Here is a 25,287-nt window from a genome sequence, read left to right as displayed (position 1 = left end):
TTATGATGTTCACAATTTTATATCTCCATACAAAAAAGCCCCCGTCTATTCCATTAAGAACAGAGCGAAGGCTTACTATAGACCCGTTATTCAACAACAATGGCAACAACAATTGACATGATGAAGAATCCAGCTGCCAGACCAACTGTTACACGCTGCAGCACAAGCTCCATACCGCGTGCCTTTGTTTTACCGAAGAGATGCTCGGCACCGCCGGAGATGGCACCGGAAAGACCTGCACTTTTCCCTTTTTGCAGAAGAACGACCGCAATCAGACCTACGGCAAAAATCAGAAGCACCACTTTCAAAAAGATATCCATTCACTTCCACCTCCTACGTCCAAGCATCACTATCTATGCTAAATTAGAATTTCCGTTTCATAAACAGCATTTTTATTTTATCATAGCCACAGAATGAATACAACCTTCCAGACGGCATTCACGCCCTATCTCACTATGAAAATCTCATTATTGCCATCTATCGCAGGTAGAAGCAACAAAAAAGCCTGCCGGAAACCGGCAGGCTCATTGATTCAAAAGAAATTATCTTTTGAGGTTGTAGAAGGATTTCAGGCCATTGTATTGAGCCAATTCACCCAGCTCGTCTTCGATGCGAAGCAGTTGGTTGTATTTAGCCACACGGTCTGTACGGGAAGGAGCACCAGTCTTGATCTGGCCAGCGTTGGTTGCTACAGCGATGTCAGCGATAGTGCTGTCTTCGGACTCACCGGAACGGTGGGAGATTACAGCTGTGTAACCGGCACGTTTCGCCATTTCAATCGCATCGAAGGTTTCAGTCAGTGTACCAATCTGGTTAACCTTAACCAGGATGGAGTTACCGATACCTTTTTCGATACCTGTTGCCAGACGCTCAGTGTTCGTAACGAACAGGTCGTCACCAACCAGCTGGACTTTATCGCCCAATTTTTCAGTAAGCAATTTCCAGCCATCCCAGTCATCTTCGGACATACCGTCTTCGATTGTGATGATTGGGTACTTCTCAACCCATGAAGCAAGCAGGTCAACATACTCAGCGGAAGTGTAAGATTTACCTTCGCCTGCAAGTGTGTATTTACCATCTTTGTAGAACTCAGTGGAAGCTACGTCCATACCGAGGAATACGTCAACGCCTGGCTTGTAACCGGCTTTTTCGATAGCTTCGATGATTGTAGTGATCGCTTCTTCATTGGAACCCAGGTTCGGTGCGAAACCGCCTTCGTCGCCAACAGCTGTGTTCAGGCCTTTGGATTGCAGTACGGATTTCAGGTTGTGGAAGATTTCCGCACCTGTACGCAGAGCTTCCTTGAAGCTTGAAGCCCCTACTGGAAGAACCATGAACTCTTGAACGTCGATGTTGTTATCGGCATGCTCACCACCGTTGATGATGTTCATCATTGGTACTGGAAGAGTCTTGGCGTTGAATCCGCCCAGGTATACATACAAAGGAATGTCCAGAGCAGTTGCAGCAGCGCGTGCTACGGCCATGGATACAGCCAGGATTGCGTTAGCGCCCAGCTTACCTTTGTTGTGAGTTCCGTCCAAAGTGATCATCAGCTTGTCGATGCCCACTTGGTCAAGAGCGTCCATCCCGATTACTTCTGGAGCGATAATTTCGTTTACGTTCTCAACAGCTTTCAGAACGCCTTTACCCATGTAACGGGATTTGTCGCCGTCACGAAGCTCTACAGCTTCATGAGCACCAGTGGAAGCGCCGGAAGGAACGATAGCGCGGCCTTTTGCACCGGACTCCAGATATACGTCAACCTCTACAGTAGGGTTACCACGGGAGTCAAGGACTTCGCGTGCATACACATCAGAAATAATAGTCATGTAAGTTTAATCTCCTTTTATACAATGGTTTTGGGTTTACAAAAACAGATGTCTTGCTTATTTGCGGCTGGCAATCATGGATTGTCCGGTCATTTCCGCAGGCTGCGGAAGTCCCATCAGATCCAGGATCGTCGGTGCCACATCTGCGAGAATACCAGCTTCACGCAGAACTACATCTTCAGTGGTAACGATGAATGGAACCGGGTTGGTGGTATGGGCTGTGAACGGACGTCCGTTCTCATCGAATACCATATCCGCATTCCCGTGGTCGGCAATGATAATAGCAACGCCGCCCTTGGCAACCACAGCATCCACAACTTTGCCTACGCACTCGTCCGTAACTTCAACTGCCTTAATCGTAGGCTCCAGCATGCCGGAGTGTCCTACCATATCAGGGTTAGCAAAGTTCAGGATAATGGCATCTTGTCTATCCGCTTCGATCTCCGCTACGCAGGCCGCCGCCACTTCGTATGCGCTCATCTCAGGCTGCAGATCATAGGTTGCCACTTTGGGCGAGTTGATCAGGATGCGGGTCTCACCAGGAAGCTCCTCGTCGCGTCCGCCGCTGAAGAAGAAGGTCACATGCGGATACTTCTCTGTCTCCGCAATACGCAGCTGCTTCTTGTTCTGCTGAACCAGCACTTCACCGAGCGTGTTGTCCAGGTTCTTCGGGGAGTACGCCACGAAGCCTTGAACGGTCTCACTGAAGGTAGTCAGGCATACGAAGTGCAGGCCTTGCGGGAACTTAGGACCACGGTCGAAGCCGCGGAAATCCGAGTTTGTGAACACTTGTGACAGCTGGATCGCACGGTCAGGACGGAAGTTAAGGAAAATGACAGAATCGCCGCTCTCCACTGTCGCTACCGGGTTGTTCTGGCTGTCCACAACTACACTTGGCTCCACGAATTCATCGAACACAGAATTCTGGTAGGATGCAGTGATGGCCTGAAGGGCATCGGTATATTTAGGGCCTTCGCCATATACCATTGCACGGTAAGCCTTCTCTACACGGTCCCAGCGTTTGTCACGGTCCATCGCGAAATAGCGTCCGGATACCGTAGCAATCGTTCCTACGCCAACCTCTTCAATCTTGGCGACCAGATCCTGAATGAACTTCTGTCCACTGTCGGGAGGTACGTCACGGCCATCCATGAAGGCATGAATATAGACTTCATGCAGATCTTCTTTTTTGGCCAGATCGAGCATGGCGAACAGGTGATTGATGTGGCTGTGTACGCCGCCATCGGATACCAGGGCATAGAGGTGAAGCTTTTTGCCGGTTGATTTAGCGCTTCTTACAGCAGCCACCAGCGTTTCGTTCTCAAAGAATTCTCCGTCGCGTATCGACTTGTCGATACGGGTCAGGTCCTGGTATACAATCCGGCCGGCACCAATGTTAAGGTGTCCTACTTCAGAGTTACCCATTTGGCCTTCCGGCAGACCTACAGCTTCGCCGCAAGCGGTAAGCGTAGTATTCGGATATTGCTTCAGGTAACGGTCGTAGTTCGGCTTGTTGGCTTGGGCAACAGCGTTGCCTTCATCCGTGTTCCGCAGTCCGAAGCCGTCCATGATAATCAGTGCTACAGGTCTTGGAGCTGACATTCTTACTTCGCCCCCTCAACGAGTGAAACGAAGGAAGCAGGCTGCAGGCTGGCACCGCCGACAAGAGCGCCGTCGATGTCGCTTTGACTCATGTACTCCGTTACATTCTCAGGCTTCACGCTGCCGCCGTATTGGATACGTACTGCTTCAGCGGTTGCTTCATCGTACAGACCTTTAACAAGGGTACGGATATAAGCAATAACTTCATTGGCGTCCTGGGAAGTGGAGGATTTACCTGTACCAATCGCCCAGATTGGCTCGTAAGCGATAACTACGCTTGCTGCCTGCTCTGCGCTAAGACCGGCAAATGCCGCTTCAGTCTGAACCTTACATACGTCCTTAGTCTGATCAGCTTCACGCTCTTCAAGCTTTTCGCCTACGCAGACAATTGGAGTAATGCCGTGACGGAATGCCGCATGCATTTTTTTGTTGACGATTTCGTCCGTCTCACCGAAATAAGCACGGCGTTCGGAGTGACCGATAATAACATACTCTACACCAAGATCCTTCAGCATTACGCCGCTGATCTCACCTGTATAAGCGCCGTTATCTTCAAAGTGCAGGTTCTGTGCACCAATCTTGATGGTGGTGCCTTGTACCGCTGCAACCAGTGCTGGCAGGTTAGTGAATGGCGCGCAGATAACAGTCTCTACACCTGCCACTTCTGCCTGGCCTTTAATTTCAGCGATGAAGCCTTCAGCTTCCGGAACGGTTTTGAACATTTTCCAGTTGCCTGCAATAATAGGTGTTCTACTCATAGTGATGTATTGCCTCCCTCTTCGGTATTACTTGTCGTTCAGTGCTTCTACACCTGGAAGAGCCTTGCCTTCCATGAACTCGAGCGATGCGCCGCCGCCAGTGGAGATGTGATCCATCTGGTCTGCGAGGTGGAATTTCTCAGCAGCTGCTGCGGAATCTCCGCCGCCGATAACTGTGTAGCCTTCAGTAGTTGCACAAGCCTGAGCTACGGCAATAGTACCTTCAGCAAATTTATCGATTTCAAATACGCCCATAGGTCCATTCCATACAACCAGCTTGGAGTTTTTGATAATATCGGCATAGATTTCACGAGTCTTAGGACCGATGTCCAGACCTTCCCAGTCTGCAGGAATCTCGGTTACATCTACAATCTTGGTGTTGGCATCTGCACCGAACTTGTCAGCGACTACAACGTCAACCGGAAGCACGAAGTTCTTGCCCAGCTTCTTGGCCTTCTCAATGAATCCAAGTGCTGCATCAATCTTGTCGTTGTCTACCAGGGATTTACCGATTTCGAAACCTTGAGCCTTGGTGAACGTGTAAGAGAGGCCGCCGCCAATCAGTACATTGTCAGCCAGATTCAGCAGGTTGTCGATAACGTCAATCTTGTCTTTAACCTTGGAACCGCCGATGATGGCAGTGAAAGGACGTTCCGGGTTAGAAAGAGCCTTGCCGAGGACGGACAATTCCTTCTCCATCAGAAGACCGGATACTGCAGGCAGGAAGTGAGCGATTCCTTCTGTCGAAGCATGGGCACGGTGAGCTGCGCCGAATGCGTCATTGACGAACAGGTCAGCCAGTTCAGCGAACTGCTTAGCCAGTTCAGGATCATTCTTCTCTTCGCCTTTGTAGAAACGGACATTCTCAAGCACAAGCACATCGCCATCGTTCAGTTCAGCAATTTTCGCTTTTACCGCTTCGCCGATGGCCTCATCAGCCTTGGCTACCGGTTTGCCGAGCAATTCAGACAAACGGACTGCAGCGGAAGTCAACCGCATGGAATCGACGAATTCGCCTTTAGGACGGCCCATATGGCTGGCCAGAATGACCTTTGCACCGTTCTCAATCAGGTATTTAATTGTTGGAAGGGTTTCGCGGATACGGGTATCATCAGTGATCTTGCCGTCTTCCACTGGCACATTGAAATCTACACGCACGAATACGCGTTTGCCTTTTACTTCTACATCACGGACACTTTTTTTGTTCATGATTAACATTTCCTCCACACCCAAAATTGGTTCCTTCACAAAGCCATTTCACACGAATCCAGTTCATCAAGTTGAAACGACCTTTACCGTCCTCTTTAGGACGGTACCGTTTCAGCGAGAAATAGAAGGATACTTTATAGCGACCAGCCTATAAAGTCTTATATTTTTAGAAAGAGCGGAAACAGACTTTCCTTGTTTCCGCTCTATTGTACTGCTTATATGAAATCGGTCTTATTTAGCAAGCTTAGCGAATTTCTCCAAAGTACGAACCAGCTGTGCAGTATAGGACATTTCATTGTCATACCAAGCAACAGTTTTAACCAGCTGTTTGTCGCCAACAGTCAGTACTTTAGTCTGAGTTGCATCGAACAGGGAACCGAAAGTCATACCCTTGATGTCGGAAGATACGATTTCATCTTCAGTGTAGCCATAAGTTTCTGGGTCAGAAGCTTCTTTCATGGCTGCATTGATTTCTTCAACGGTTACGCTCTTGTCCAGAACAGTAACCAGCTCAGTCAGGGAACCTGTAGCTACAGGCACACGTTGTGCTGCACCGTCAAGTTTGCCCTTCAGTTCTGGAATAACCAGGCCGATGGCTTTAGCAGCACCGGTAGTGTTAGGGATGATGTTCTCAGCAGCAGCGCGGGCGCGTCTGAAGTCGCCTTTTGCGTGTGGAGCATCAAGAGTATTCTGGTCACCTGTGTAAGCGTGGATAGTAGTCATCAGACCTTCGATGATACCGAACTTGTCGTTCAGGACTTTGGCCATAGGAGCCAGGCAGTTCGTTGTGCAAGATGCACCGGAGATTACTGTTTCGGAACCGTCAAGGATGTCATCGTTAACGTTGTACACAACAGTTTTCATGTCGCCTGTAGCAGGAGCGGAAATAACTACTTTCTTAGCTCCGCCTTTCAGGTGCTTCTCAGCGGCTTCTTTAGTTGTGAAGAAACCAGTACATTCCAGAACGATATCAACGCCAAGCTCTCCCCAAGGAAGTTCTTCAGGGTTGCGGTTCGCCAGAACCTTAACATCTTTACCGTTAACTTTGAAGAAGCCGTCATGCACTTCAACATCGCCTTGGAATTTACCTTGAGTTGTATCATATTTAAGCAAATGAGCAAGCATCTTAGCGTCAGTCAAGTCATTGATTGCTACCACTTCGATACCTTCTACATTTTGAATACGGCGGAATGCAAGGCGTCCAATACGTCCAAAACCGTTAATACCAACTTTTACACTCATTGAATAGTTCCTCCTAGAGTTCGTTTTATTTATTCAAGACAGGCCGTGAGGCTCGTCAAGACAACAATGTTAAGTATAATGCATAAACCCTTTGCGCGCGCCCCATTTAATGGAATCTATAGGACCTTTTGTAGCTGTGTGTCGATTTCCTTGCCAATTTCGACAGCCGCCGCCTCGTCGATGACGAGAATATCCTCTTGCCCGAACCGCAGCATCGCATGAATAGCCTTCGCCTTGCGTTTGCCTCCGGCAATGCCGATAACGACTTCGGTTCGGATAATGTCTTCCAGGCGCAGCCCCATGGTCAGCATAGTGTGAACCACTTCGCCGTCCTCATTGAAATAGTATCCGAAGGACTCGGCTACAGCACCCTCGCCCTGAATCTCTGAGATTGTCCCGGAGTCCAGCTTGCGGCGGTGGGTCATTTCAATGGCATCACCTATTCCATGTACAATAATACGCGATCTGCGGATAATTTGTACAATCTCTCCAATATTAGAGTCCTGCGCAAGCGACTGATAGGCGTCTCCGCTAAGCAGATCGGGCACATGCAGCAGACGGTAATTGGCGCCAATCCGTTTGGCCATGGTTGAAGCTATGGTGTTGGCCTGTATCTCCATGCTCTCTCCCAGTCCTCCGCGCGCCGGAACAACCCAGGCGTTCTTATAGGAAAGGGATAGCGGCGGGGTCAGCTGATCGGCCATCTCGGCCAGGGTTGATCCGCCTGTGACGGCAATCGTGTCGTCACTGCGCAGTACGCTGAGCAGTGCCTTGGAGCCTGCGCGCCCCAGTTCACGCTTGGTGAAGGGCGATGTCTCACAATCGCCAGGCACCACAATGACTTTGGTGAGACCGTACGTAGTACGAATTTTCTCTTCCAGATCATCCAGGCCGAATAGGCTCTTGGCGATCGGCTCCAGCAGGTCAAGCAGTCCGCGACCGGCATCGCTAATGCGCATACCGACGCTCTCGATCTCAATGAGCCCCTGCGATTTCAGAAGATCCGTCTCGGCGCGCAGCACCCGCTCAGTCATATCAAGCGATGCGGCTAACGTCCTGCGCCCAATAATATCTGACAGCATGATCTGATGTAGAATCGTATACCGTCTCTTAAGGGTTTCCATGAGATCAGGCAGAAGCTGCTTTTGGATTTCCAATAAATTACGCATGCTTTCACTCCTGCAACTTCGTCTTTCTCTTATCCCTTGTTCGTGGTCTCAAAATGTCCCGGGTTAACTTTTTAAGTCCCACCCATATTCTACCCAAAACTGACGCCGAGTGCAAGTGTTCCGAGACTATAATTCTCAGCCCGCTTTCATCTTATACATGGGCTTGTCCGGCGCACAGCAGGCAGGAGGCGTATCTCCGGCTCTCTTAATGAAAACGGACAAAACTATTTTTAAGCAGCATGCTTAATACACATTGCTTTTATCCGAGATGTGTATTATAATAATTTCTGTTGCGCCCGTGGTCCAATGGATATGACGTAGGCCTCCGAAGCCTGAGATCCAAGTTCGATTCTTGGCGGGCGCGCCATTATTTTCAAGCTTGTACATAATTTAGTGCCGGATATATTATTTTTAACCAATGAGCCGCTTGAGGGCTCTTTTTTTTGAAAGTAAGTTTGACTTTCTTTGACTTTTTGTTTGAATTTGTTTATCATGTGGTTATTACGGTAACAGTAAACAATGAACACATTCGAAGCACCAATTTCAAGGAGGTTTTCCACGTGAGTTATATTCCTATGGTAGTAGAACAGAGCAACCGCGGTGAGCGCGCTTATGACATCTATTCCCGCCTGCTGAAGGACCGCATCATTTTCCTTGGAACGGAGGTTAATGACGTGGTAGCCAATTCCATCATCGCACAAATGCTCTTCCTGGCTGCCGAGGACCCGGATAAGGATATTCACCTGTATGTGAACAGCCCAGGCGGTTCCATCACAGCGGGTATGGCAATCTTTGATACAATGCAATACATTAAGCCGGATGTATCTACCATCTGTGTAGGTATGGCCGCTTCTATGGGAGCATTCCTGCTGAACGCCGGTGCCAAGGGCAAGCGTTTCGCCCTGCCGAACAGCGAGATCATGATTCACCAGCCGCTAGGCGGTGCCCAGGGCCAGGCTTCGGATATCGAGATCCGCGCCCGCCGCATCATCAAGCTGCGTGAGAAGCTGAACCGCATCCTGTCCGAGCGTACAGGCCAGCCGCTGGAGAAGATCGAGAAGGATACCGACCGCGATTACTTCATGAGTGCTGCAGACGCTGCCGAATATGGTATCGTGGACAAGGTAATTGAGAAGACTTTGCCGACAGGCGTATAAGTAATCTATCCCAATGAATACACCAAGAGGCTGTAACAGACCGGTCCGGTCATGTTACAGCCTCTTTCTTCATGCCTACCTTAAGCCCCCGTACCCCAGGGCATCCAGCTTGCCTGCGATTACGCGGTAGCCTCTGCCGTTCGGGTGGATATGGTCCAGGAACAGCAGCCCCCGCTCATTACCGGCAAATTCATGATATATCGAAGCAAAACCTACATTATTACTGCTATAGCCTGCGGCATAGCGGTTGAACTCCCGCACCCACTCTGTTGCTTCATCCACCTGGGGATATGGGTTATAGAGGCCTACCAATCGGATGATATAGGGGCTACGCGTACCAGCCTTGAGCTGTGTAAGGGTGCCCATGATGTCGCTGTAATTGTGCTTGCAATCCCGGAGCGCCTGCTGAAGCAAGCCCTGGAATTCACCGGGCCTGGGCCCCGCTGCCCGGGCTGCCTTAATCAAGTCATTGCCGCCAATGGACATCGTAATGATCTGCGCATCCTTCACTGCTGCCCGGTAGACATTAGAGGTCCTCAGCCGTTGCTTCAGCCCCCCGGTGGTCAGACCGTTGACGCCAAGATTCGCCGGCGCCACTGGCGTGCCCAGCCTCCCTTCTGCCATCCGACGATAGATGGGGACAAACCCGTTCCCGGGCAGCGCCCCGAAGCCGGTTGTGAGTGAATCTCCGATAGCCGTATACGCATAGACCATAACCTTACCTCCCCGTTATAAGCTGCTTGCCTTCTATAGCTTATGACTATCCGGGTAAAGTGGTAACGGCAGGGCAGGCTGATTAGGCACTGCACATGGAGAATGCCCCTGCGTCTCCCGGAGGAGACACAAGAGCATTCTTATGAAGATCTATTATTTCAGCGCTGTGAACGGACTGCTACCGTCAGGCAGAAGTTCCTTGAAGCTGAAGTCGAATTCCGGGAAGCCTGCAGCATAGACGGTATATTCATACAACTGGAAGAAGAGCACCGCTTTTCCATCTTTTAAATAGAAATACTTCTCGGTATTCAGGCCGGTGAACCCGCCCAGATAGCCTCCATGAGCCTTGAGCTCAGTAGTCAACTTGCTGTTAAGCTGCTTCTTGTAATTGGGGTTGGCCCCGAACAGGTCGCCCAGCAGCAGGCGTTTGCCGTCTTTGAGCGAGAAGGTGAAGGCATTGCGGTACGTCATCCCGTGAGCACCGCCGGTATATTCGTACTGATTAGTCACCAGACTAAGTACGCCATCCTGATTGTAGGTGACTACATAGCCGCCTTCAAATTCATACGGCTGTTCATCCTTCTGGCGCTTGGAAATTACATCCTCAGATTCGGCTGCGAATTTCAGAACGGTCTGCTTAATCGTATCATTGATTGCCTTCTCAGCCTCTGCACTTGCCAGACCGCTGACCTGCGGATAATCCAGCCGGACAGGCGCATCCTTATGATCCTTCACATAGCTCACAGTCTTGATAGTTATCGCATTCTGCGTTCTTTTCGTCAGATTCAGCTGTCCTGCTGCCGCGTTCCAGTCCACCTTATAGCCCAGGTAATCGTTAATGAGCTGAGACGGGACGTACAGCCGGTTGTTCTGTTGTTTGACGTCATATTCATTGATGTAATAATTGTTCACCTTAATAGCGATTCCATATTCTGAAAGTACCAGCTTCGTTTGCGCAGCACCGGTACCGATCGTGTAGGTCTTCCCTGCTTTATCATAAGATAGCGGCATCCCCAGCGCATCGCGCAGGAAGGTTACCGGCACCCATACCTTTCCTTCCTGGAGCAGGCCCGTTAGGGCTGTGCTTTTACCGTTTACCTTGAGCACTACAGAGGAGGATTTGGCTTTGGCCTGAACGGTTGCCGGAGCGGCCTCCGTAATATCTGCATTGAGGATTCCTGTTCCGCCCAGCAGAATTCCTGCTGCGAGCATTCCTGCACCCCATCTGCGGATGTATTTCTTAGAGTTCGTACTCATTGTTATTTCCCCTTCCACCTAGTGGTATGATTAGTCATGATGTGTGTTCCTCAGTATCACTGTTCCTATTATAGTTAAAGAATACGCGGGGATTGTTACAATCCGCTTTACAGTTTCTTAAGGTTTGCCATGATTATCTAAAGATCCTGTTACCTCAATTTAAACAAATTGAGAGCTTTCGATAGCGCATATGTGCATATATATACATTCATATAATTATATAAAAGCGCCTGCCCCGCTATAACAGCAGAGCAAGCGCCTCTTGCGAAACGTTTATTTCAGTTCATATGTTACATTCAATTGGGTAGTGACCTTGACCTGCCCGGGTTCAACGGAGCTTCCGGCAGCAGAATCCATTGCCATCTTTTGCGCTGCTTCAGCGTAGACCACCGGGTTATTCCCGTCATCACTCTGAACGACTGTGACTACCTGGCCCAGTCCGCGTTTGGCTGCTTTGGCAATAGCCGCTGCTTTGACATCTGCATTCTGCATAGCCTTCTCGATTACCTGTGCTTCAAAAGCCGATGGATCTTCAATGGCAAACCGCACATTGCCGATGTTGTTCGCTCCAGCCGCCGAGGCAGCGTCCAGCAATTGTCCAACCTTTGTCAGATCCCGGTAAGCGACCTCCAGGGTATGCTGGGCGTTATAGCCTTTTACCTTCTGGCCGTCTTTCTCGCTGTAAGTGTAGTTAGGCTGTACGTAGAACTGGGTGCTCTGAATGTCCTTGTCCGCAATGCCCCAAGTGGTCTTGAACAAGGCGGTCAGCTTGGAGACCTTCGCGGCTGTGCCCTTCTGTGCTTCCTGCGCGGTTTCGGCAGTTGTCGTTACCCCGATGGAGAGATACGCGATATCCGGTTTGATCGACAGCTCGCCTTTGCCCACCACGTTCACAATATTCTTCTGCACCTCATCAGCGTAAGCCTTTTCAGGACCCTTTAGCACTCCGCTCAACCCCATTCCTCCAATCATCAAGCTCCCTGCCAGCAATACTGCTCCAATCGATTTACCCCATTTTCTCATGCTTGCCATCCCCTTTCGATTCGTTTAAGTGTTAGTACCCTCTAGACGGGACAGCATGGTAAAAGTTGCATGAGCAATGTACGATATTTTTTTATTTGCTCCCCGTCCCGATCCAGAAGCGGCGGATGACATTTCCGTCCTCCTCTATATATTCGCTATCCTCGATACCGCCATTCCTGCGGATTGTCCGTTCCGATGCGGTGTTGACGGCGTCACAGACCACGAGTGCCTGCTCAATACCCAGTTCACCTGCCTTCAGGAGAGCCTGTTTCAGAAGCTCACTTGCATAGCCCTGTCTGCGTGCAGAGGGGACGATGCCATAACCGATATGCCCGCCAGAATGGAGCAGCCTCTCCGTCAGCCGATGCCTGATGTTCACAGCTCCCACTACCCGCTTGTCCGTAGTCACCAGCCAGAAGGTTGAACTACTCACCCACCCGTCCGGGATTTCTGCACCATGGGCATACCCGCGAAGAGCCTGAATCATACCGCCAAAGTCAGCCGGGTCCATCTCTGTTACCCAGGGGACAAATGGCTCACCGCTGGCCTTCCACTCCTTATAAAAGGCTAAATACGACTCTCTGAACATCTCAGCAGGTTCCACTAATGATACTTCATTGCCTTGAATCTGCATTCCTATCCCCCGCCTTATCCAGTATAGCTGATATGAAAAAAAGCCCCTAAGGGGCTTTTGGTAAGACCATGTAGCATTTATTGATTCTCAAGCTCTTCCTTGCTTACCAGACTGGTCAAAGCGGTTACAGCCTGTTCCGCGTCTGCACCATCTGCGCTGATATGAATCTCCGTACCGGAACTGATCGCAAGGCTCATAATGCCCATGATACTCTTGGCGTTCACTTTTTTATCGTCTTTTTCCACGAAAATCTCCGACGAAAACTTATTAGCTTCTTGCACAAACAATGCTGCCGGCCGAGCATGGAGCCCCGTCTTCAACCGAACAACTACCGGGTGCTTTGTCATGAAACGCTTACCCCCTATTTGAGATCTGCCCAAAAATTTCACATTAATTTTATAATATTATATCATTATAACGCATACCGCACTAGAAAAAAAATAATCAGCCGCCGCGGACCTTGTCCGCCAGCTCATCAATTTTGCGCAAACGGTGGTTAACACCCGATTTACTGACCGTCCCGCCCAGCATATCCCCGACTTCCTTGAGGTTAATATCCGGGTGAGCCAATCTGATCTCGGCAACCTCCCGCAGCTTATCCGGCAAACTTTCCAGACCCACCTCGCGCTGCAGCAGCTTGATGTTCTCAATCTGGCGTACCGCCGCACTGATCGTCTTATTCAGATTGGCCGTTTCGCAGTTCACAATCCGGTTGACCGAGTTGCGCATATCGCGCATGATCCGCACATCCTCGAATTTGAACAGCGCCTGATGAGCGCCGATCAGACTGAGGAACTCGATGATCTTCTCGCCTTCCTTGATGTATAGGATGAAGCCTTTTTTGCGTTCTATACAGCGGGCATTCAGGTGAAATTCACCAGCCAGCTCAACGAGCGCCTTGCAGTGCTCCTCATACATGGAAGCGATTTCCAAGTGGTACGAAGAGCCCTCCGGGTTATTGACTGAACCGCCTGCCATGAAGGCTCCGCGCAGATAGGCACGCTTGCAGCAATTCTTGCCGACAATCTCCTCATCAATCCCATCCGTGAAAATAAAACCTTCAGAGACAATCCGCAGATCCTTAAGGATCTCCTGGACCTGGTTCGGAATTCTTACAATATAGACGTTATTCTTCTTCAAACGCATTTTTTTACGCACGAGCAGCTCGATATGGACCTGGTAATATTTCTTAAGCAAAGAATATACCCGCCTTGCAATCGCGGCGTTCTCCGTCGAAATGTCGAGAACCACCTTTTTGCTTGAAAGCTGCACCGAACCGTTCATTCGGATCAGCGCTGACATTTCCGCTTTCTCGCAGCAGGGCGGGCTCTCGACCATCGTCAGCTCTTTTTTGGTAAGGGCCGCAAAAGACAAGGGGCTCACCTCTTTCATTTAACTCTTTCTGTCAATCCAATCCTTCACCAGCTGGAAAATATGGTGACTGAGCTTATCTGTATCATGCCGCAAATAGGTTTTGAATAATACCAGCTTGTCGGCAATCACCTTATACCCGTTGCCATCCACAGCCTCACGGTCAAGCTGCACCGGGCGGGCGCCCTTCTCGGCGTATTTAAGCTGAACCTGCTCCGGGATCTCCCCGTCATTCACGATTACATAATCGAACAGATGCAGCCCGATGTGGTCATATACGGCCTGAAGATGGTCATTAACTGTATAATTATCCGTTTCGCCCGGCTGGGTCATCACATTGCATACAAAAATCTTAATCGCCTCTGAAGCCACTACGGCCTCTGCCAGCTTCGGCACCAGCAGATTCGGCAGAATGCTGGTGTACAGACTGCCCGGACCAAGCAGAATAGCATCTGCGTTGCGGATAGCCTCCAGCGCCTCCGGCAGCGGCTCTACATCCACAGGCTCCAGGAACACGCGCTTAATGACGCCGCCTGCCTCCGGAATTTTGGATTCGCCGGTAATCAGCGTCCCATCCGCCATCTCGGCATGCAGGATTACCGCCTCTCCGGCCGCAGGCAGCACCCGGCCGCGAACGGCGAACAGCCGGCTCAGCTCCCGGACTGCTGTAACGAAATCCCCAGAGATGTCGGTCAGTGCAGCCAGAATCAAATTGCCCAGGCTATGTCCGGCTAAGCCTTCTCCGCTGCTGAAGCGGTACTTCATAATCTGCGCCATCAGAGGCTCAACGTCAGCCATAGCTGTAAGTACGTTGCGGATATCCCCGGGCGGCGGCATCTGCAGCTCACTGCGCAGAATCCCGGAGCTTCCCCCGTCATCTGCGACAGTTACGATCGCCGTGATATCCAGCGGCTTCTCTTTCAGCCCCCGGAGCATCACGGAGAGTCCGGTCCCGCCGCCCATCACGACGATCTTCGGACGCTGTCCTTGTTCTTCAGCCACTAATCATCCCTTCTCTCATCAATGCCGGTCGCGTTCGGAGTCCCGATGGCTGACTGCTACCGCTTCCGTCTCGCTAACTCCCAGCATTTTGCCCAGGTATTCGGCGATGGCTACCGAGCGGTGTTTGCCGCCTGTACAGCCGATGCCGATAATAATCTGGGATTTGCCTTCCTTGCGGTATTGCGGAATAAGGAATTGAAGCATATCTAGCAGCTTGGTCAGAAATTCTTGCGTTTCAGGCCATTTCATTACATAGTCGTACACCTCGTTGTCTTGGCCTGTCTTAGGCCGCAGCTGATCCACATAATGTGGATTAGGCAGGAAGCGGACGTCGAACACCAGGTCAGCATCAATCGGAATTCCATACTTGAATCCAAACGAAGTAATGTTAACCGAGAGGGTGCTTTTCCCGAGGTGGGAGAAGCGTGACACTATTTTTTCTTTGAGCTGCACCGGCTTCATGCTGCTGGTATCCAGACACAGAGTAGCTGAATTCTTCAGTTCCTCCAGCATCTGGCGCTCCATGCGGATGCCGTCCAGCGGCATGCCCTTGGGAGCAAGCGGATGATGCCTCCGGCTCTCCTTGTAACGCTGTACAAGCACTGAATCTGTGGCATCCAGGAAAAGGATCTCACACCCGATCGTTGACTCGTCCTTGATATAGGCCAAAGACTCCGACAAGGCGGTGAAGAATTCCCGCCCCCTGAGGTCGATGACCAGCGCGACCTTGGCGATTTTACCTTTGGACTGCTCAATCAGCTCAGCGAATTTCGGGATTAGCACAGGCGGTAGATTGTCCACGCAGAAGAACCCCAGATCCTCCAGGCTCTGCACGGCAATCGTCTTGCCCGCACCCGACATGCCTGTAATGATAATCAGGGTGGCATGGGCGGGCAGGGTTTGCTCGAGGTCAGTCATTACAGCATCCCTCCCTATAATTAGTATATGAATAATTCCAGTCTTTTAAGAACGCAGCAGCAGCCCTGCTGCACCAATAATACCGGCATCATTGCCAAGTGCTGCAGGTACAATCGTAACACCGGTCTGCAGAGGGGCAGGCGCCAGCTTAGCGAACACCCGGCGGACTTCATCGAACAGAATATCGCCTGCCTTGGAGACTCCGCCACCGACGATGAATACTTCTGGGTTCAGAACCGCTGCAACGGAAGCCATCGATTTGCCCAGGTAGAAGGCCGCCCGGTTCACAATACGCAGCGCAGCCTCATCGCCTGCCTTAGCGGCATCGAATACTTCCTTCGCAGCGATTTTTTCAACGGTGGACAAGGAGGTCCGGTCCCCGCGTGCTACAGCATCATTCGCCATGCGGATAATGCCTGTCGCTGAGGAAACGGTTTCCAAACAGCCCATGTTCCCGCAGCCGCACTGGATCGCTTCCAGATCGGGCACCACAGAGATATGTCCCAGCTCGCCGGCAAGACCGGCAAAGCCCTGATACACCTTACCATTAATAATAATACCGCCGCCGACACCCGTACCGAGCGTATAGCAGACACAATTCTCTATGCCGCGCCCTGCACCGCTCCAGGCTTCGCCCAGTGCAGCCACGTTAGCATCATTGTCTATTTTGACTGGCTTGTTCAGACGACCCTCCAGAATGGAGCGGATCGGCACATCTCTAAATCCTATGTTGGGCGCAAGGATGATGATACCTTCACGAATATTCGTAAATCCGGCCAGTCCCGCACCCACACCAGCCAACTGGTCCCAGGAGTACGGAGAGTCCTCCACAATCTGGCGTACATACTTCTCGATATTATCGATGACAGCATCGACGCCATCCGCAGTCCCTGTCGGACCTTCGTAAGTGTGCAGCAGGCTTCCCTCGGCATTACAGATTCCAACCTTAATCGTGGTACCACCTAAATCCACGCCAACGTAGATATGTTCAGACATGTTACAAGCCACCTTTTTCTATGCTAAAATAGTTAATCCTACGTACCCACTATAATAGAAGCCTCCCCTGCGGTCAAGGAAAGGCGATACACCCGGGGCAATGGGCTTGAGGAAGCTGGCCGGAACGCTCACTGGCAGCTTCAGCCCGGCGGCAACCCGCATAACATAACCCCAAAACATATAAATTCTTATTTTTTAACAAAAAGACTTTCTCACCAGGCAGGCAAGAAAGTCCGTTCATTCTCTTCTATTGTAAGGCACCGGACGTATTACTGCTATTCCGACAAAATCCGCTTCTGGCCCTCAAGGGCACGGATCGGTGCGATATTCTGGGTGAATTCCAGCGTCCCCATATAACGGCCGTCTGCATCCCGCACGGCGAAATAACGGATATAGATGAATTTATCCTTGATGTTAATCCAGAAATCCTCAGCATCCTTCACTCCGGCCTTGAAATCCGCCAGCAGCTTCTCAACAACATGCACGCTTTGCGGCGGATGGCAGTTCTGCACGGTGCGGCCGATGACAGCCTTCGTCCGGGCGAAGATCCGTTCCTTGCCATGCGAGAAGTAGCGGACGACATCGTTCTCATCGATAAAGGTGAGATCCACCGGCAGATGATTCATCAGCGTCTCAAGCTGGTGGAGCGACAACAGCCCGGTCTCGAACCGGATGAAGCCCTGGGGGGACAGACCTTCCCCTTCTTCCGCCGGAACATCAGCGCCCTCAGGCTCCGCCGCACGTTCCGGTACCCATTCCTGATCCGGCGCAGTCAGGCAGAAGCCGATTTCATCGCTTTCGCGGGCGATTTTGACCCACTCATCCTCAGTCAGCTTATCCAGCGCCATCGGTAGCAGAATATTCTCTTCCTTGAAGATCATTTCATTGACTTCCTTAATAATCTCTTCAAGTGCGGCTGTAATCTGCCCGCTGTCCCCGTTATAGGCGCTAAGCGCCTTCTTGGCTTCCTTGATCATATTGCGGATTCCGTCATCGACTCCCCACATTACCTTCGTAGGACCGTATATACCGTACTTCTCCAGGTAAGGGAACAGGAGATTCTCCTTGCGGCTGTAGTGCTTGTCGAGATCCAGCAGCAGACTCAGGTCCTCCAGCAGTTTGAAAATAATCTCATCGCTGGCGTTCTTCTTGAACTTATCCGCATGCAGCTCCAGCCGGAAGTTGACCAGACGCTCGATCTCGCGGTTCTCCAGCTTGAACGTATGCACGGGATGACCGGGCTGCTCCTCGGGCTTAGAAGAACGGTGAATTTGTTCAATCGAGCCTTTGAAAATCGCCGTATGCACGGAGCAGAGGCGCTGTACTTCCTCTACCGGAATGCCTTCCTCGGTCATTAGGGAGTGCTCCATGGCGGAGATTTCCTCCACCGTAACATCGCCTACCGCCTCTTCAAATCGTGCCTTAACCTCCTCCACGCTTTTGCCCGCATGCAGCTCCTTGATGATCTCTCTCAGCATAGCCTGGCGGCGTGTCTGTTCCGGAATATCGACCTCGCGGTTATTAATCAGTTCGCTCATCGTAATCTCTCCTTCTATTCTATAATCTCGAAACCATGCTGCTGAAAGGCCAGCCGAACGGTTTCTAGCTCTATTTTCTTTAATTTCATTCCTTTGGACAGGGTCATGAATCGTCCTGCAGTCTGCAGCATTCCAGGCTTTGCAATATCACGAAAACCCAGCTCCACCATGATCTCAACAATTTCCGGGTGCCTAGTTACCAGCTCAAAGACCGATTCATCCAGCTTCAACGCTTTGCTCATCCTTTTGCACACCTCACTAATGAGAATTCTTCTCAGGCAATAGCTTAGCATAGGGTACAGAGGTGAATTGTGATTGTAATCACTAACTATAAAAAGACTATCCCCGCAAGCCTTTCAGCTTGGGAGATAGCCTGAGAATGTTACGATTCCGCTGTATTAGCAGCTAAGTTAGAGTGATTTGCTCCATCTATGGGAATTACGGATATCATGCGAAATCCACATGCTGCAGAACTTAGGACCACACATCGAACAGAAATGCGCCTGCTTCGCCCCCTCCGCCGGCAGGGTCTCGTCATGATACGCGAGCGCTCTTTCCGGGTCGAGGGAAAGATGGAACTGGTCGCGCCAGCGGAACTCGAACCGCGCCTTGGACAGCGCATCGTCACGGTCCTGCGCTCCCGGATGTCCCTTGGCAAGGTCTGCAGCATGTGCAGCAATTTTGTAGGTAATGACGCCTTCGCGCACATCATTCTTGTCAGGCAGGCCTAAATGCTCCTTAGGGGTAACGTAACACAGCATCGCCGTGCCGAGCCCCCCGATCATCGCGGCTCCGATGGCCGAAGTGATGTGATCATAGCCGGGTGCAATATCCGTAGTCAGCGGCCCAAGCGTATAGAAAGGAGCTTCCCGGCAAATCTCAAGCTGCTTGTCCATATTCTCCTTAATCTTGTGCAGCGGCACATGCCCCGGACCTTCAACCATGACCTGAACATCGTGCTTCCAGGCTAGTAGGGTCAGTTCTCCCAGCGTCTCCAGCTCGGCGAACTGAGCTTCGTCATTGGCGTCGGCGATTGAGCCGGGACGCAGGCCATCCCCAAGTGAGAAGGCCACATCATACGTCTTCATAATCTCACATATATCTTCGAAGTGTGTGTACAGGAAGTTCTCCTGCTGATGAGCCAGGCACCAGGCGGCCATAATCGATCCGCCCCGGGATACGATGCCAGTCATTCTCCGGGCAGTCAGCGGAATATAGCGCCGCAGCACCCCTGCATGAATGGTGAAGTAATCCACTCCCTGCTCCGCCTGTTCAATCAACGTGTCACGATAGAGCTCCCAGGTTAAGTCCTCGGCAATGCCGTTCACCTTCTCCAGCGCCTGGTATAAGGGCACTGTACCGACCGGCACAGGAGAATTGCGGATAATCCACTCCCGGGTGGTATGGATCTTGGAACCGGTGGAGAGATCCATAATGGTGTCAGCCCCCCAGCGGGTCGCCCACCGCATCTTCTCCACTTCCTCTTCTATAGAAGAAGTGACCGCAGAATTTCCGATGTTCGCATTGATCTTCACCAGGAAGCTACGGCCGATAATCATCGGCTCACTCTCCGGGTGATTTATATTGGCCGGGATAATGGCACGGCCCGCTGCCACTTCATCCCGTACGAACTCCGGCCGGGTATTCTCGCGGATCGCAATATACTCCATTTCCGGCGTTATAATCCCTTGCCTTGCATAATGTAGTTGAGTTACATTACCGCCTGTATAGGCCCGCTGGGGATTCCTGCGCAGTCCTGGACAAGCTTCGGCGGCAGCCCCTTGTCTGCGGATTCCGTTATCCTCCGGCTGGACGGCTCTTCCGGTGTATTCCTCCGAATCGCCACGCTCCGCAATCCAGCTTGAACGGTGCGGCGGCAGCCCCCTCCGAATGTCAGTCTCTTCCGCGGCATCCGTGTAAATACCGCTTGTGTCATAGACACGCAGCGGAGCATTCTCCTCTTCCCCGGCAACGCCTTCGGTTCTGCTAAGGCTGATCTCACGCATCGGAACTTGGATATCCGGGCGTGAGCCCTCCACATACACTTTACGGCTTGCGGGGAATCCGGAAAGATCCACCTCTTCGTTTTTACCCATTCCTGTCATTTCAATCTCCTCCTCTTCGCTCTGTACACTCATCAGATAAGAGGTCACGCAGCAGATTGAGCTGAAGAATCTATAGATTCCTGCAAGTCAAAAAGCCGCTCCACCTGGAGCGGCTTTATTAAAGAAACAGCCAAATAAGACTGTACTCAAAAAAGGTCCGACTCCACTTTCCTACGCTGGTATGATCCAGATCAGGTTCAAGGGTCCGGAAATTCAATTTTCCCGTCTCAGCCTATTCAGGCTCCCCTAGTGGGTATCTTATCTAATTAAGTACATTTTACCTGTGCGGGTAATTGTTGTAAACCCGTTATTTGTCCAGCGATTCGCTCCAGTCGTGCACAATTGTGCCTTCCAGGAACTTCTCGGCATCCATAGCGGCCATACAGCCGGTTCCCGCTGCCGATATCGCTTGGCGGTAACGGGTGTCCTGCACATCGCCGCAGGCGAATACACCCGGGATGTTGGTCTCGGTGGTACCCGGATTCACCACGATATAGCCATTAGCATCCGTATTGATCTGCCCGCCCAAGAAGGCTGTGTTCGGTGTGTGTCCAATCGCTACGAACACACCGTCTGCCTCTACCAGCTCTGTCAGACCTGTCTCATTATTAAGCACCGTAAGACCCTTCACTCCGGTCTCTCCTACCGTTACTTCTACCGGTGTGCGGTTCAAGGCCCAGGTTACCTTGCTGTTGTCACGCGCCCGGTCCTGCATGATCTTCGAGGCCCGCAGCTCGGGACGGCGGTGAACCAGCGTTACGCTGGAAGCAAAACGGGTCAGGAAGCTGGCTTCCTCCATGGCAGAGTCACCTCCGCCGACGACGACAATCTTTTTATTACGGAAAAAGAAGCCGTCACAGGTCGCACAGGTGCTGACCCCACGGCCCACATTCTCCTGCTCGCCCGGGATGCCCAGATATCTTGCAGAGGCCCCGGTTGAAATAATGACTGACTCCGCTTCCAGTACACCCATTCCGTCCACTGTTACCTTGAACGGACGCTGTGAGAAGTCCACCGACTCCACCCAGCCGTTCTTGAATTCAGCGCCGAAGCGTTCTGCCTGCTTGCGCATATTGTCCATCAGGTCCGGACCCAGAATCCCTTCAGGGAAGCCTGGAAAGTTCTCCACTTCTGTTGTCGTTGTCAGTTGTCCCCCAGGCTGCAAGCCTTCAATTACCAGCGGGCTCAGGTTCGCACGCGCCAGATAAATGGCAGCAGTCAGCCCGGCCGGGCCTGTTCCGATTACAATCGTTTTGTACATTACATTGGCCTCCTTACAAGTAGATGTTCTTACAACAGCAATTGCTTCAAATACGGGTAGTGGACGGCGTTAAGCCGCCGGTTCCGGGCAGTATCCCCTTGGGTCCGGGAGCAGCCGCAGGCTCCTGCTCTTCACCCGGCGAGCTGCCGGCTTCATTCAGGTTCTCCCCGATCAGCCGCTGGAGGCTGAACAATGCTGCCTCCTGCAGGCGGTCCTCCTGCAGCGGCTCCTGCTCCAGAACTCCGCGCAGCACCTCTGACATCTCCTCGTCCTCAATCCAGCGAAGCGCCTCGGTCACCTGGAGCTTCGTAGCGGAATCGCCGTAGCGCAGCGCCCAGAAGAACGAGGCGCGCAGCAGCGGATTATTCCGCACTTCTTCAGTGAACCTGCCTGTATTGCCCTTCCACTGCTTCAGCTGCTCCTGGAAGGGCAGCTGATAATTATAGCTGACAGTAGGCATAGGATGTCCTTCTGCACGGGCCTGCTGGAGCTGGGACAGGAAGAACGCAGGGACAGCGGAAGCTGGGTCCAGCTTGGCTGCCTGTCTCCAGCAGCGCAGCGCCTCATCAAGTCTTCCGCTATTGCTTGCCGCCGCTGCACAATAATGATACAGCCCGGCGTCTCCGGCGACCTCCTCGTCCTTCAGCAGACGGCGGAAATGGCTGTAAGCGGCGGTGTGCCGGCCCAGGATACCCATGGTTGTGGCCATTTTGAATACATGCTCCTGATGGAACGGCACCGTTGCTTCAAGCATCCCCAGCAGCGTCTCAAGCTGCCCCTTGTCCCCTGCATACTGCAGGAAGATGGCCATATTGCACAGAGCGTGCAGATTGCCAGGGTCCTGCTTGAGCACTTCATTCAGACATTCCTTCGCCTTGGCGAACCGGCCCATATAGAAATGGGCGAGTGCCAGATTATTATGCGCAGCCAAAAAATCCGGGGTGCTTGCAATGATCTCCTCCAGCAGCTCTACAGCCTGAGGGAACTTGCCTTCCTCCAGCAGACTTCGCGCCTGGTCATGCTCTACGACTCCCTCACGGCTGCGGATACGCACCAGCGGAGCAGGCCGGTTCAGCTCATATTGCAGCAGCTCCATCAGTTCTTCGGATTCGGTCATGAACTCGCCGTCAGCATCCTCTTCCAAGTAGGTGACCAGCGAACGCTCCGCCTCTTCAAAGCTTTCCATATTAGCGAAGTTATTAGCCATATAGAAATGGCATTCCGTCATAGCAGGGTCGATCTTCTCCAGAACATGGATAAGAATCTCGTTAGATGCGGTATAATTGCCCATCTCAGATAATATACCCGCCATATTGCAATGATTCACCGGATTATCCGGCTCATATTCAACAGCTTTGCGAAAATTTCTTAATGCCTTATCATATTGAAAGCGGTCCAGCGACCGAACGGCTCTTTCAAAGAAAAAATTGGCATCCAGAGTGACCGGAATGATGTTACTGTTCTCCGCGACATTCTCTGAAGTTCTCTCAATCATGGAAGCAAGGCACCTCCCTTTTGTCAGCTTCCCTAGCCTTACCTGTTCGTTTCCATTTATGGTCTCGGCTGTCTTCTTCACACAGTATACCACATGTGGCAACGAGATTCTCAATCTCAAGAGAGTGCTAACGGGAGTGAAAAGATTGGAAAAATACAGCCTTAGGGCCTGCTCACATCTCATTCACAAAAAAGACGCGGGAGTTAAATCCCCGCGTCTCTGAATAGCTTATCTATGGAACCGCCCTCGATGATAATGCGCGTGGCCTCCGCCAGCATGGGGGCTACCGAGAGCACTGCGAATCTGCTGGAATGCTCGTCCGGCAGGGCAATGGAATCGGTAATGACAATCTCGTCGATATTGGGATGGTCCATCCGCGCAAGCGCATCTCCGGAGAACAGTCCGTGTGTAGCACAGACGATGCTGTTCCGCGCCCCCCGCTCCTTCAGGCCCTCCACCACATTGACGATAGTCGTTCCGGTATCAATAAGATCCTCGATAATGATCGGCGTCCTGCCTTCCACATCACCAATGACATGGGTGATCACCGATTCATTATGAGCCGGACGCTTCTTAATCATGATGGCGAACGGCGAATCCAGGCGGCTGGCCAGCTTCTCCGCCATGGATGCGCGTCCCGCATCCGGGGAGACCACGACCAGATCGGTAAGACCCTTCACCTTCAGATAACCGCTGATCAGATCAAGCGCGGTCAGATGATCGACCGGAATATTGAAGAATCCCTGTATGGCTGCGGCATGCAGATCAATGGTAATTACGCGCGTTGCACCGGCGGTGGTCAGCACATCGGCGACCATTTTGGCCGAGATTGGTTCACGCGGTGCTGATTTGCGCTCCTGCCGGGCGTACCCGTAATAAGGAACGATAATGTTCACCGTTCTGGCCGATGCGCGCTTGGCGGCATCAATCATGACCAGCAGCTCAACAAACAGCTCGTTAATCGGATGAGCCAGGGATTGCACCAAAAATACGTCGCAGTTCCGGATGCTCTCTTCATAATGCACATAAATCTCGCCGCTTTTGAAACGGGTCAGCTTGATCTGGCCAAGCGGCGCACCAAGGCGCTCCGCAATATCAGCGGCAAGCTTCGGATTCGACGAACCGGAAAAAATCCGTAATTGATGATGCATAGTACCCTCCTGGGATTATAATTTATAATGCTAACGGCACATTGGTACGGCGGCGTCCTTCAAAAACGGCCAGCTCGCGGAAGCCGGTGCGCCAGAGCATGTCCCGGGCCTCTGGTAAGCCGTCTCCCAGCTTCATGGGATCATGCGCATCAGAGCCAACCGTGAGCGGAATGCCCAGCTCCAGCGCCTGAACAAGAACATGCTCTGCCGGGAACATCTCGGCGCACGGCTTGGTCAGCCCGGAAGCATTCAGCTCCATGGCGATTCCGCTGCGGGCGATGACCTTCAGCGTATCCAGCTCAAGCGCTCTGGCCTCCGCCAGGTCCTCCGGCGTCCGGGGGCCGTAACCGAACCTTTTGATGACGTCCATATGTCCTATAATATCATATAATCCCGATAACGCCGACTTCTGTACAGCATCATAATAACGGCGGTATACCGCCATTACATCCCGGCCTTCCCAGCCATGGGTCTGCCGGTGGTCGGTAATGTCCCATTCTCCCAGGAAATGCACCGAACCAATCAGGTAATCCCACGGATAGGGTGCCAAAAGCTCGCGGATCTGTTCCTCATACCCCTCAATATAATCCGCCTCCAGCCCGACCCGCAGCTCAATCGTGCCCCGGTAGCGCTCCTTCAGCGACAGGCATTCCTCCACATATCGCGGAAGCTCCGCAAGAGGCATAGCCATCTCGGGATAGTAGCGGTCCGGGTCGACATGGATAAGCGGCAGATGATCCGACAGCCCGAGCTGCTCAAGCCCCAGAGCGATGCCCCGCTGCACATACTCCTCCAGCTTCCCGACCGCATGGCCGCAGCGTTCATGATGGGTATGATAATCGATGTGCATGCTGAA

At 51.9% G+C, this 25,287-nt stretch carries 24 protein-coding genes, 1 tRNA gene and 1 riboswitch; of the genes, 2 read left to right on the top strand and 23 right to left on the bottom strand.

Annotation, left to right across the window (positions count from 1 at the left end):
• Positions 1–86 precede the first annotated feature (86 nt).
• The 7 genes from secG to C162_RS00215 all read right to left on the bottom strand — a co-directional run bounded on the left by secG (position 87) and on the right by C162_RS00215 (position 7,809).
• Positions 87–320 carry a preprotein translocase subunit SecG gene (secG, locus tag C162_RS00245; RefSeq protein ID WP_036690096.1) on the bottom strand — a complete coding sequence of 78 codons (234 nt, stop codon included), beginning with the start codon at positions 318–320 and terminating at the stop codon, positions 87–89.
• A gap of 222 nt (positions 321–542) precedes the next feature.
• A complete protein-coding gene (eno, locus tag C162_RS00240; RefSeq protein ID WP_036690094.1) occupies positions 543–1,829 on the bottom strand; it encodes a phosphopyruvate hydratase in 1,287 nt (428 codons plus the stop codon).
• Between the two features lie 57 nt (positions 1,830–1,886).
• Positions 1,887–3,431, bottom strand: coding sequence for a 2,3-bisphosphoglycerate-independent phosphoglycerate mutase (gene gpmI / locus C162_RS00235; RefSeq protein ID WP_036690093.1), 1,545 nt, complete (start codon positions 3,429–3,431; stop codon positions 1,887–1,889).
• 2 nt (positions 3,432–3,433) lie between these two features.
• Complete coding sequence (gene tpiA, locus C162_RS00230; RefSeq protein ID WP_036690091.1) at positions 3,434–4,189, bottom strand: triose-phosphate isomerase; 756 nt, start codon at positions 4,187–4,189, stop codon at positions 3,434–3,436.
• A 27-nt stretch (positions 4,190–4,216) separates the two neighbouring features.
• A complete protein-coding gene (locus C162_RS00225; protein WP_036690089.1) occupies positions 4,217–5,398 on the bottom strand; it encodes a phosphoglycerate kinase in 1,182 nt (393 codons plus the stop codon).
• A 231-nt stretch (positions 5,399–5,629) separates the two neighbouring features.
• Positions 5,630–6,640 carry a type I glyceraldehyde-3-phosphate dehydrogenase gene (gap, locus tag C162_RS00220; RefSeq protein ID WP_036690087.1) on the bottom strand — a complete coding sequence of 337 codons (1,011 nt, stop codon included), beginning with the start codon at positions 6,638–6,640 and terminating at the stop codon, positions 5,630–5,632.
• Positions 6,641–6,756: 116 nt separating this feature from the next.
• Entirely contained in the window at positions 6,757–7,809 is a 1,053-nt protein-coding gene (locus tag C162_RS00215; RefSeq protein WP_036690084.1) for a sugar-binding transcriptional regulator, read from the bottom strand.
• A gap of 292 nt (positions 7,810–8,101) precedes the next feature.
• Between C162_RS00215 and C162_RS00210 the strand changes: the two genes are divergently transcribed.
• A tRNA-Arg gene (locus tag C162_RS00210) sits at positions 8,102–8,176 on the top strand.
• Positions 8,177–8,369: 193 nt separating this feature from the next.
• Entirely contained in the window at positions 8,370–8,966 is a 597-nt protein-coding gene (gene clpP, locus C162_RS00205) for an ATP-dependent Clp endopeptidase proteolytic subunit ClpP (protein ID WP_036690083.1), read from the top strand.
• A 75-nt stretch (positions 8,967–9,041) separates the two neighbouring features.
• On the opposite strand, the gene C162_RS00200 is transcribed toward clpP, so the two are convergent.
• The 16 genes from C162_RS00200 to hisJ form a co-directional block, all read right to left on the bottom strand.
• A complete protein-coding gene (locus C162_RS00200; RefSeq protein WP_036690081.1) occupies positions 9,042–9,680 on the bottom strand; it encodes a GDSL-type esterase/lipase family protein in 639 nt (212 codons plus the stop codon).
• Between the two features lie 153 nt (positions 9,681–9,833).
• The gene (locus C162_RS00195) at positions 9,834–10,937 is read right to left on the bottom strand and encodes a PdaC/SigV domain-containing protein (RefSeq protein ID WP_051493100.1); all 1,104 of its coding nucleotides are present in this window, start codon (positions 10,935–10,937) and stop codon (positions 9,834–9,836) included.
• A 273-nt stretch (positions 10,938–11,210) separates the two neighbouring features.
• Complete coding sequence (locus tag C162_RS00190) at positions 11,211–11,960, bottom strand: SIMPL domain-containing protein (protein ID WP_036690079.1); 750 nt, start codon at positions 11,958–11,960, stop codon at positions 11,211–11,213.
• Between the two features lie 91 nt (positions 11,961–12,051).
• A complete protein-coding gene (locus C162_RS00185; RefSeq protein ID WP_036690077.1) occupies positions 12,052–12,594 on the bottom strand; it encodes a GNAT family N-acetyltransferase in 543 nt (180 codons plus the stop codon).
• Positions 12,595–12,671: 77 nt separating this feature from the next.
• Positions 12,672–12,941 carry an HPr family phosphocarrier protein gene (locus C162_RS00180; RefSeq protein ID WP_036690075.1) on the bottom strand — a complete coding sequence of 90 codons (270 nt, stop codon included), beginning with the start codon at positions 12,939–12,941 and terminating at the stop codon, positions 12,672–12,674.
• Between the two features lie 97 nt (positions 12,942–13,038).
• On the bottom strand, positions 13,039–13,968 hold the full coding sequence (gene whiA, locus C162_RS00175; RefSeq protein WP_036690073.1) for a DNA-binding protein WhiA: 930 nt from the start codon (positions 13,966–13,968) through the stop codon (positions 13,039–13,041).
• Between the two features lie 18 nt (positions 13,969–13,986).
• On the bottom strand, positions 13,987–14,928 hold the full coding sequence (locus C162_RS00170; protein WP_179090418.1) for a gluconeogenesis factor YvcK family protein: 942 nt from the start codon (positions 14,926–14,928) through the stop codon (positions 13,987–13,989).
• Between the two features lie 57 nt (positions 14,929–14,985).
• Entirely contained in the window at positions 14,986–15,885 is a 900-nt protein-coding gene (gene rapZ, locus C162_RS00165) for an RNase adapter RapZ (RefSeq protein WP_036690069.1), read from the bottom strand.
• Between the two features lie 45 nt (positions 15,886–15,930).
• Positions 15,931–16,881, bottom strand: a complete 951-nt coding sequence (locus C162_RS00160; protein ID WP_036690067.1) for an ROK family glucokinase — start codon at positions 16,879–16,881, stop codon at positions 15,931–15,933.
• Between the two features lie 275 nt (positions 16,882–17,156).
• Positions 17,157–18,419: a DUF438 domain-containing protein gene (locus C162_RS00155; RefSeq protein ID WP_036690064.1), complete on the bottom strand. Its 1,263-nt coding sequence runs from the start codon at positions 18,417–18,419 to the stop codon at positions 17,157–17,159.
• Between the two features lie 14 nt (positions 18,420–18,433).
• Positions 18,434–18,661: a DUF1858 domain-containing protein gene (locus C162_RS00150; RefSeq protein ID WP_036690062.1), complete on the bottom strand. Its 228-nt coding sequence runs from the start codon at positions 18,659–18,661 to the stop codon at positions 18,434–18,436.
• A 168-nt stretch (positions 18,662–18,829) separates the two neighbouring features.
• Positions 18,830–20,524 (bottom strand): phosphomethylpyrimidine synthase ThiC, encoded by a 1,695-nt coding sequence (gene thiC / locus C162_RS00145; RefSeq protein WP_036690061.1) that lies wholly within the window; start codon positions 20,522–20,524, stop codon positions 18,830–18,832.
• Between the two features lie 151 nt (positions 20,525–20,675).
• A riboswitch (TPP riboswitch) is annotated at positions 20,676–20,782 on the bottom strand.
• Between the two features lie 49 nt (positions 20,783–20,831).
• Complete coding sequence (gene trxB / locus C162_RS00140; protein WP_036690059.1) at positions 20,832–21,785, bottom strand: thioredoxin-disulfide reductase; 954 nt, start codon at positions 21,783–21,785, stop codon at positions 20,832–20,834.
• 46 nt (positions 21,786–21,831) lie between these two features.
• Positions 21,832–23,280 (bottom strand): tetratricopeptide repeat protein, encoded by a 1,449-nt coding sequence (locus C162_RS00135; protein WP_235218322.1) that lies wholly within the window; start codon positions 23,278–23,280, stop codon positions 21,832–21,834.
• A 203-nt stretch (positions 23,281–23,483) separates the two neighbouring features.
• On the bottom strand, positions 23,484–24,431 hold the full coding sequence (locus C162_RS00130; protein ID WP_036690058.1) for a ribose-phosphate diphosphokinase: 948 nt from the start codon (positions 24,429–24,431) through the stop codon (positions 23,484–23,486).
• 22 nt (positions 24,432–24,453) lie between these two features.
• The gene (hisJ, locus tag C162_RS00125) at positions 24,454–25,281 is read right to left on the bottom strand and encodes a histidinol-phosphatase HisJ (RefSeq protein WP_036690055.1); all 828 of its coding nucleotides are present in this window, start codon (positions 25,279–25,281) and stop codon (positions 24,454–24,456) included.
• Positions 25,282–25,287 lie beyond the last annotated feature (6 nt).

Origin of the sequence: Paenibacillus sp. FSL R7-269 (genome assembly GCF_000517865.1) — a bacterium.
Taxonomy (GTDB): domain Bacteria; phylum Bacillota; class Bacilli; order Paenibacillales; family Paenibacillaceae; genus Paenibacillus_AQ.
Note: the sequence above shows the minus strand (reverse complement) of the source record. Positions and strands in the feature narration are given on the sequence as shown.